Source organism: Bradyrhizobium sp. Mp27 (assembly GCF_029953005.1).
Taxonomy (GTDB): domain Bacteria; phylum Pseudomonadota; class Alphaproteobacteria; order Rhizobiales; family Xanthobacteraceae; genus Bradyrhizobium; species Bradyrhizobium barranii.
This window is the reverse complement of record NZ_JASAUS010000223.1, coordinates 1-8,933: the sequence shown is the minus strand read 5'-3', so window position 1 is coordinate 8,933 and position 8,933 is coordinate 1. Positions and strand designations below refer to the sequence as shown.

Annotated in this window: 7 protein-coding genes and 1 pseudogene; all 8 read right to left on the bottom strand. The window is 60.8% G+C overall.

Going from position 1 to position 8,933, the window contains the following annotated elements:
• Positions 1-530: 530 nt before the first annotated feature.
• Positions 531-740 carry a cold-shock protein gene (locus QJT78_RS45905; RefSeq protein ID WP_028153994.1) on the bottom strand — a complete coding sequence of 70 codons (210 nt, stop codon included), beginning with the start codon at positions 738-740 and terminating at the stop codon, positions 531-533.
• A 1,433-nt stretch (positions 741-2,173) separates the two neighbouring features.
• A pseudogene (locus QJT78_RS45900) lies at positions 2,174-2,437 on the bottom strand (E3 ubiquitin--protein ligase); the annotation flags it as partial.
• A gap of 165 nt (positions 2,438-2,602) precedes the next feature.
• Positions 2,603-2,758, bottom strand: coding sequence for a hypothetical protein (locus QJT78_RS45895; protein WP_171901344.1), 156 nt, complete (start codon positions 2,756-2,758; stop codon positions 2,603-2,605).
• Positions 2,759-2,789: 31 nt separating this feature from the next.
• A complete protein-coding gene (locus QJT78_RS45890) occupies positions 2,790-3,842 on the bottom strand; it encodes a pyridoxal-phosphate dependent enzyme (protein WP_060913180.1) in 1,053 nt (350 codons plus the stop codon).
• A 189-nt stretch (positions 3,843-4,031) separates the two neighbouring features.
• Entirely contained in the window at positions 4,032-4,739 is a 708-nt protein-coding gene (locus QJT78_RS45885; RefSeq protein ID WP_028153997.1) for a hypothetical protein, read from the bottom strand.
• Between the two features lie 42 nt (positions 4,740-4,781).
• Complete coding sequence (locus tag QJT78_RS45880; protein ID WP_028153998.1) at positions 4,782-7,043, bottom strand: 2OG-Fe(II) oxygenase; 2,262 nt, start codon at positions 7,041-7,043, stop codon at positions 4,782-4,784.
• 479 nt (positions 7,044-7,522) lie between these two features.
• Positions 7,523-8,491, bottom strand: coding sequence for an SWIM zinc finger family protein (locus QJT78_RS45875; protein ID WP_244433327.1), 969 nt, complete (start codon positions 8,489-8,491; stop codon positions 7,523-7,525).
• Positions 8,492-8,933: C-terminal helicase domain-containing protein (locus QJT78_RS45870; protein ID WP_281460659.1), on the bottom strand; the 442-nt coding region annotated here is incomplete at its 5' end.

The window sequence follows — 8,933 nt, the reverse complement described above, 5'->3', positions numbered from 1 at the left end:
GTTGCCAGGCGGCATAATCCGGATACTGGATCGCCAACGGCGGCAAAGGATCGTCCTGTCCAGCCTCGAACGCCCGGTAAAGCCGACTGAGTTCATGCACCAGCACGCCCATCGACCGCCGTCCGAGACGATGTGATGCTGGGTCAGCAGGAAGACGCGTTCCTCATCCGACATCCGCACTAGTCAATCATCCTTCGGAAAAATGCCGAACGGGGCCCGCAATCAACCTGTAGGTCGGTACCCAAGCGGTATTCCACGATTCCATGGTCGCACCGCAAACTGAGCACTCGAAGCAGGCGATCTGCCGACGGGGGCCATCGCCTCGGTTCGGCTATAGTCTGTGCCTTTATTTTAGCTCGGCGGCCCAGTCACCCGATTGTCGAGGCGAACGAAGCCGCACACGAGACTCACTTTTACAATCGCTGACGGGGTCGAATCAAAAACCCCGCCCCGATGACTCGGTGACGGGGCGGACCACAAGCTCTGCCAGTACATCCGTGGCTAGAGCGATAGGTCTGTCGTGCTCTTAATTAAGCCGCACGAAGATTTTCGGCAGCGGACTTGCCCGAACGACGGTCTGCGACGATGTCATATGACAGCGCCTGACCTTCGCTCAGAGTACCCATACCGGCGCGTTCGACCGCGCTGATATGAACAAAAACGTCATTGCTACCGCTTGTCGGCTGGATAAAGCCGAAGCCCTTTTGGGTGTTAAACCACTTCACTGTACCTGTGTTCATCAGGTCTTCCTTTCGCATGCGCGCAGGACCTGGCGCGCAGAGTTGCGGCCAGTGTTCCGGTTAGTCGATGTTGGAGAATGTCTGAAACGTGCGCGCCGTCAGGATCTGAGGCGAAAGCGGAACAGTTGTTCGGCCAGTATCGATGCTTGAGACAATACACCAGCAGTTGAGAGACTTCAAGAAGAAAGCTAATGGTGCTACCCATCATGGTTGGTGTATTCGTTGACCGTACTACCCGGCGAGTGGATAACGCAAACCTAAGCGGTCCAGTATTGTGCCGCAGACCACATCTCAATCTCGCGAGTGGAGAGTCGTTCTTGTCAGACGCCCCCAGCGCGATCACGAACGGCCTCTGAGCGTCGCCTGACATGTTCTTTTCGTCATGCCGCGCTGTGCATCAATCAGCTATCTGCGGTGGCCAAGTCCTACCCCCGGGTGCAAACCAGTGCGCCGCTATCTAGCCCGCCTTATTCGTCAGAGGGCGCCCGAGAGGCTGGCGAGCGTGGTGTAAAGCGCTGATGCGGCGTAGGATTCGGTTGCGAAGGCCCCAGGGCGGGACCGTCGCTCCGTGGGCTGGAGCGGCGATCCCTCATCGCGCGATATGCATGGTCGGGATGGGGGTGTTCGGCCAATCCGCACGATTGGGTACATCGTAAAACAGAGCGGCAAGGCAGATCGCGTGCGCAAAAGTAGTAGCGCGCCGCAGCAACAGCGAATCCTCGTGGATGAAATTTGGAGAAGTCGTAACGTCATGGACGGAGGTTCGCCGCTGACAGTCTCCTAAGCCGGCTTAGCCCCAGCTCCGCCCCCCAAAAGCGAGAGCTGGGGCGCGCGCCCGGCGATTTTCCGCTCGTCTCCCGGCAATCTCAGCGTTGGCTTGAACCCGATGTCTTGCATCGGAAGCAGTCCCGACAAGCTAGCTGTCGTGGGATTGCGGCTCGCTCCCGGACGAGATGCGGCTGTCCGATCTCGAGCCGCGCTTCATCTGCACGGCTTGCGGCAAGCGAGACTCGATCATCCGTTCGGCAGACGTGTCGCCAAAGATGGGTACTGGCGGCTAGCGCCGATCACTATAGCGATAGCCAACTCCAGCGCGTGCACCATTCGAGCGCCTCGCGACCCCATTCAAGATGCGGCAGGCACTACCACTCTGCTTTTTGTTGGGCCGCCAGGCCGAAGAAGCCGTCATTGGAAGGATCCTTCGTCGGCGGAGTCGTTCTGAGCAGTTTTGAACCGGCTGCACGCCGACCATTTCACGCTGCCGCACACCGTGCGATCTTCACGGCGGTAGATGCGTGCTCCTCAACGGGCCGCGCCTCAGCCTCTCGCTCGAGCGCCAATCGTCAGCTCAAAGATGATGTCGATTGCACGATCCATCTTGAGGCAGCCCCACAGAGCAATGAAAAATATCCCTGCGGGGCTCTTGGGAAGTCTCATTGTTCTAGGCCGCGCTCTGCGAGCAGCAGGTCCATGCCCGCGCGATTGATCTCGCCAGCGATTTGGTTTCGGACTTGGGCTCCGAGCACCCGCTCGGCATCCAGGTCGCCTAACAAACTATCCTCGGCCAGTAACTGATTCAAGCGGGTTTGAAACTCCTCGCCCATGGCTTCGACGAGTCGATCTTGCATCGCTGCATGTTCGCGCGGAGCGATGCGCCTCAGCACCGTCTCCCAGGGTTGCCAGCGGGTTGCCATATATGACACTGGCAAGCCCTGAAATGGACCCCGGATTTTGGACCGGCGGCTTAGGTGGTGCGGATGCCGTTCCGTTTTGATAAACGGAGCGGGACCATGAAGAAGACGAGACGAAAAATCGATGCAGCGCTGAAGGCAAAGATCGCCTTGGAGGCGCTGCGAGAACAATCAACGGTGACGGATCTGGCGCAGCGCTACCAGGTGCATGTGAACCAGATTTATGCGTGGAAGAAGCAGCTTCAGGATCAAGCGGTTCGGGCGTTCGACGCGGGCGCTGGTCGGGATGGCGAGGCGGCCCACGAACTGGAGGTCGAGAAGCTCCACGCCAAGATCGTTTCCACACGCCTGCGGCGAATTAGCCACGCAGCCTACGTGCGGTTTCTCCGCCGCTCGGCACCTCTTCCAAGACCCGCCGTCCCCAGATCATGCGTGTCCATGTCCCCTCTCCACCTGGCACGACGATCTTCTCTAGTGTGGCTGGCGCATCGGCAATGGCGACCGGCCAACCATTCAGAGCGGCGAGCCAATTATGGTTGAACACCGTCTCTTGATATCGAAAACCCTCATCGGGCAAGATGACAACCGTCATCGCTCCGGCACGGTGGCGTGCATACCATTGCGCCACCAAGGCGGCTGCTCCGCTCGTTGGGCCCATAAAAAGCGCATGGTCCCGACAGAGTTGGTGGGCGGCCGCGAAGGCGGGCAGAGCGCCGACCCAATGGATCTCATCGATTAGCCGGTGGTCCAGATTGCGGGGCAGAATCGAGTTGCCAAGCCCGCGTAGTAGCCGCTGTCCGGGCGGATGACCGGAAGAGCACACTGGGGGGGTGTCAACGGCGATGACGACTAGCTCCGGAAAGACTTCCCGCAGGATAGCCGCCGTGCCGCACAGGGACCCTCCGGATCCGGCGCAGCCGACGAGACAATCTACCTGACCGACCTGACGTACGAACCATTCCGCTAACCTACCGTAGGCATAGCAATTGTCGGGATTATCATACTGTGCAGGCCAGAATGTTCCCGCATCTTTTTCGCGGACCGCCTGTAGCCGTTCCAGACGACGGCTCTGAGCCCCGGAACCGTCCGGATCGTCCACGACCTCAAGTCGCGCCCCGAGCAGCTCCAGTCGGCAGCGGAGCGTTCGATCGATCAAAGTGTCGGCGCTGATTAGGGTCAAACGATAACCCTGCGCCGCCGCGATCATGGCGAGCGCCAAGCCGAAGGTACCGGATGTCGTCTCAACAATATGACCGCCGGATGAAAGGTATCCAGAAGCGCGCGCACGGGCAATCATGAAGCGGGCCGGGATTAGCTTCATCAACGGAAAACAGGCAGCGAGGAGGTTGGGAGCGAGACGCGCTGGCCGCGGTGTTTCGTAGGTAGCAAGAAACGTGTCGGCGGTGCTCATGAGCAGCTGGCTCCATCGGCGCACGCTGCGAAGATCGTAACGTCCTCAAATCCGGAATGATTCAGTCGATCGGCGATTGCGTTGGTTCGTTGTGACGCCGGGTTCCTCCGCTGGAAACAGGATGCCCATTAGCGTCCCACTATGGGCCACTTGAAGCCCATAACCGCCGATTGACAATCGAGACCACATCTATCGGGCGAGAGCGCGCCGCGCATCTGCCAAAGCCCGCGGCTCGATCAGCAGACCTTGTCGTTCGTAGCGGCGACGGGTCCTGCTGAAGCGCACGACAACTGCATATCGCGTGCTCTTCGCTTTCGCGCGCCGCGAGAGCAGGGGATCGCCCGCCGGTAGATAATCAAGATCATTGAGGCCGACGCAGCGCATGCAGGCTGGGCCGGGAGTTTCCATCATCAGGAGACTACCGCTGCCGCCGCACCGATGGCATGTCCATTCGGTGTTCAAGGGCTGGACCACCACCAGTTCTGGGGCTCGGCTTGCTTTTTCCGCCAGCCACTCGCGCTTCTTCTCGGAAAGCTCGGGCGAGACCCAATGCGTGCGATACGACGCCTCGATGGCAGGATTTCCGCTTCGGTTGAAGCGCAGGGTCTGGCGCCGCGGTGTACGAGCGACATACTCGGTTTGGCTTGCGAACAATCCTCTCGCGGTTGCCCAGGATCGGAATAGCCGCATGGCTTCCGATATGCGCGGCAGATTTGTCCGGACAACTTCCTCCAGGCAATCGATCTGCCCGCGGCGCCAACGCTCCAACGCTTCAGGATCAAGCCACCCGATCCCGACGAGGATGTCGATGGCGCTCACAAAGCGCCGGGCGGCTAGCGCCGCCGCTGCGGCTTCGGCGACACGATCAGCGAGTGGAATTCGGCTCTTACGGCTCATTGTGGACTCGAGCTTCCCATTCCGTGCGGCGCAAGATCAACGTCATCGGTCCAGCGCCGGCGCATGCTCCAGGTCTTGCCGGCGTTGCTTTGCGCGCCGTTCGTAGCTGGCCTGGTTCTTGGTGGCGACCAAGGTATGGGGGCTGCCACGCCTCTCGGTCGTGAGATCAAGGTCGCACGTCGTGCTTCGGACGTTTTCCTCGACATGGCTCCTGCGACCCTGGACCGCCTTCAGGCGCCATTGCTGCTGATCCGGCGCGGTCAGGAACGCGCCCAGTTCACGGCAATCGCTACATTTGCATGTGAGCGGGTTGGCCCTGGTCCAATCCCGAGGCGCCTCCAGCGGCAGGGCGATGCGCTTGCGCAGGTGATCAAGCGACGCCTCTCTGAGCCGCCCCACCGCCGGCCATGCCGTGCTTTCCGCCAGCTTGGCAAACGCGCGAGCAGCGGGGACGAGCACGTCGTCCGGCTTGTATGTCTTCGGCCAGGCCAGCAGGTGCTCGATTGCACGCGCCGCGAGCCCTTCGTCGACCCGGCTTGTCGCCGTCAGAAGATCGACAACGAAGGTCGGTTTCACGGGCACCGACCAGGTCCAGGGGTCGACCTCCTGACGCTTCGTCGGAGGGCCCGGCAAGGCCTCGATCAAGGCTGCGCCGATCTGCATGAGGTCGCACGTCCGACCGGCGGCCCCCGCGACGCAGCGCTGCACCAGATCTCCACAAGCGGCCAGATGTGCCGGAGCGTTACGTCGGAGAATCCGGACCAGCAGCTCCGTTGCACGCGGGGCCGGAAGCAGGGCGGCAGCACGCAGGATCGCTTCGTTGTCGGGCGCGGCGTAATGGCCTTCGGCGGACACGCCGGCGAGAAACGCATCGATGCACTCCATGTTCCGCAGCCGGATCTGCAAATCGAGCATCCGGCCGACTTCGGCGTCTTCGTCTTCCCGCCAGGACGAACGGGGCCAGGAGCGCAACATGTGCCGTGAAAGCTCATCTCCCTCACGCCACAAGGGCGACCGGATCGGTGCCTTGCTTGCTTCCCAGCGCGCCGTCAGATCTTCGAGATACGGCAGCGTCGTGCGGAGGCCGGCTTGATTCAGCACCGCGAGCCTCCGCGCGGTCGGCCACAACACGAAACCTGCTCGGCGATAGGTGCGCTCGAAGGACGCCCCTTCATTGCCCGTCGCCTCGTGAAAATGCTGCTCGTCCGGCGTCAGATCCTCGAAAGCGCCAAACGGGCACAGCTCGTCCTCATCGAATGGAAAATCGTCGAACCCGGCCTCGCTGCCATCCGGTCGCCGCCACTCGGAGAGGAACAGCGCCCGGTCGATGACTTCGGCAACCTCGAATTGTTCGTCATCCTCCTCGTCTCGACTCCAGCGGCGACGGCTGTAATAGCCGGTATGTTCGGCACTGCCGCTTTCCTCGATCGAGACGAGAGCGAGGTGGAGATCGCAGTCCGCTTCCGTGGCGGCCTTGACCAGCACGGACGCCACGCCCGCATCGGCACCCTTGAGTGCACTGAACGACAGCTCCGCCGGCGTATAGACATGTTCCAACGGCAGGATCAGCTTGTCAGGCTCGTCCTCCGCGCTCGTCCAGCCCCGCAGCAACTCCACCACCCGCCCGTGCTCCGCGCGATAATCGGGCGCCTTCAGCGGACGCCCCCTGCCGACGAAGCGCAAATTGTAGACGAGGGTCAGGCGACGTCCCGTCTGAACAGGACGCACTTCATGCACGCAGTCGGCATAGAAGGCCGCGAAACCTACCTCCGACGGTTCCTCGGGATGCACGTCAAACACCACCTCACGGCCAAGATGCTTGACGACCAGTTCGCCACCGCTATGGATCGAGGGCAGCACGAGCACCATCGTGGCAAACATGCCGGGGACTTTCTCGGTATCGCGATGGTCGACGAAGAAGCTGCCGGCATCGTAGACAAGAAGCTTATAGAAGTCCGCCGCAACCGGCTCGCCCACACCGAGACCGAGGGCGACATCCTCGACCAGTCCGGCCAAGGTCTTGTCCCAGTGACGCCCTCCGATCCGGATCTTAGCGGAATCGACCTGCCAAGTTCTCCGGACCTTGCGATCGACCACCGTCGCCTCGCCGCGCCCATAGGGGGCTGCCTCGGCGCTCGCGACCAACTGCTCGGCCTGGATGGGCTGCACCGGAAAGGCGATCCTGCCCACGCCGTCGACATCGATCGTCGGCATGAAGATCTCCCGAGTGCCACCGACGCAAAAGTCACCCGGACGCTCGACGGAACGAAGGCTGTTGAGCAACGCGGCACCGATCGACGACATGGCAGCTCCGGGCAGGCTGGTTCAGCAAATGATCGTCAGGTCGACGTGCTGAGCCTTCAAGAAATTATACGCAGAGAACGCACGCATAAGAAATCGCGGTCATGAGTCACACGAGCGGCCGCGTTGATCGCCGATCCGCTCGCCGCCTGAACGGCGTCTGCCGGCTTGAGGCGGAGCGCGGCCCCTTCTCGGGCCCATCGAGCAAATCCAGGAGCGGATGGGCCGCGAGAATGACGGACGGAGTTGGTCCCGGCCGCGAACGATCGATGCAGATCGTCAGCCTTGCGCCGGCGTCCGCAAGGTTCGCAGTTTTGTTCTGGATGGTGCCAATTTTGGCGCGCCATTCAGAACAAAACTGCGAACTCTTATTTTATTGACATTACTATATAATCTGAGATGAGCTGGTTAGCTCAACCAATTCTGGATCCGCGCCCACATGTTCGCAGCATTTCCGCTCAAGCCCCGATAGCCGAGATTCGTCAGCGGGGTTGGTGCGTCCGTTCCGTGCCACGGGGTCCCGATGGCGTCATTGGAATACTATGGTCGCCGCCGAGTGCGCCGTTTCCCGACACTTGCTCGGGTTGTCTTTTTCGTTCCCGAACTGGCCCGAGTCGCACGATGTAAGGCGGCATCGGTCTTCGCTGCTGGCTTGGTCTTTCCGGCAGATATCTTGCCTTTTTGCGGCTTGGAGTGTTGGGGTCGCTTTGGGACTGTGAGGCAGGATTTGGGGTATCGGGAGTTTCGGCCATCTCCAGCCCAAATAGAGCGGCGACATCGCTTTCATCAAGCACCTTCGCCGCGCCTGGCGCCGTTGTTAGCGGGGAACCCTGTCCAGCGCTGGCGAGCATTTCAGTTTCATCCACGTCACGCAGCACGAAAAGAAGCTGAGGCTTTTCATCTAGCCTGGCGCCGACACCATACAGTGCTGCCGCAACGTGCTTGCACATGTCTGCCCAATCTGGACAGCTGCAGGACAGCTTGATTTCCGTCGGCGACGGAAACAGGCCGTCACCCTCTCGACAGACCCGCTCCATCACGCCTTTCGCCAAGCGGCCCTGCAGGAGCTCAACTAGCGAATCGACGGTCCCGGCGCAGTCCCGACAGATGGATTTCCAGCGTGCCCGCGTAATTGGTGCGATGGCAATCTTGATTTGGTAGACCTCAGACCCGGCGACCATTGCGGAGATCTCGCCCTTGGCAATATGCAGGTCGATAACCGAGCCGTTTCGGACATAGGTCCGACCGCGCGGCAAGCGGTTCTCATAGTCGCTGTATCGTTCGAGGTTGACGCACCAAGAATTGCCCCAGAAGCTCTTGGTAATTTTGCGTCCCTCGATCCTCACGGGCGCAACGGATCGTCCCTGCTTCTTGAGCTTGGCCAACTTGCGTTCTGCCTGCCGCCGCTTCTCAGCTACCGGCACGCAAGCGTGCCACCCGTAGTAGCTCATTCATCCCACTTCCTTCATCGCCGCACCCAAATCGAGAGTCACGAGCTTAAGCAACGCCTCATCTTTCATCTCAGTCAACAGGATGTCAGCTCCACCGCTGAGGAAATCCCCAGCCAATTGTTTCTTCGACTCGATCATATCGTCGATCTTTTCTTCCACGGTGCCGCGACAAAGGAACTTGTGCACAAGCACATTCTTGGTCTGTCCGATCCGGAAGGCACGGTCGGTGGCTTGGTTTTCGACGGCCGGATTCCACCACCTGTCGAAATGAATGACATGCGAGGCCGCTGTGAGATTGAGCCCGGTGCCGCCTGCTTTGACCGAGAGCACGAAGAACGGGACGTCTTCGTCTTCCTGAAATTGGCGCACCAGGCCCTTGCGCTTCTTAACCTCTGTCTCACCATGCAGGACGAGGCCGGGCCTTCCGAATACGGAGCCCAGG

Bases quoted from the DNA above. Each gene is read 5' to 3' on its own strand.
- QJT78_RS45905 (WP_028153994.1), bottom strand. From the start codon at position 740: ATGAACACAGGTACAGTGAAGTGGTTTAACACCCAAAAGGGCTTCGGC.
- QJT78_RS45890 (WP_060913180.1), bottom strand. From the start codon at position 3,842: ATGAGCACCGCCGACACGTTTCTTGCTACCTACGAAACACCGCGGCCA.
- QJT78_RS45885 (WP_028153997.1), bottom strand. From the start codon at position 4,739: ATGAGCCGTAAGAGCCGAATTCCACTCGCTGATCGTGTCGCCGAAGCC.
- QJT78_RS45880 (WP_028153998.1), bottom strand. From the start codon at position 7,043: ATGTCGTCGATCGGTGCCGCGTTGCTCAACAGCCTTCGTTCCGTCGAG.
- QJT78_RS45875 (WP_244433327.1), bottom strand. From the start codon at position 8,491: ATGAGCTACTACGGGTGGCACGCTTGCGTGCCGGTAGCTGAGAAGCGG.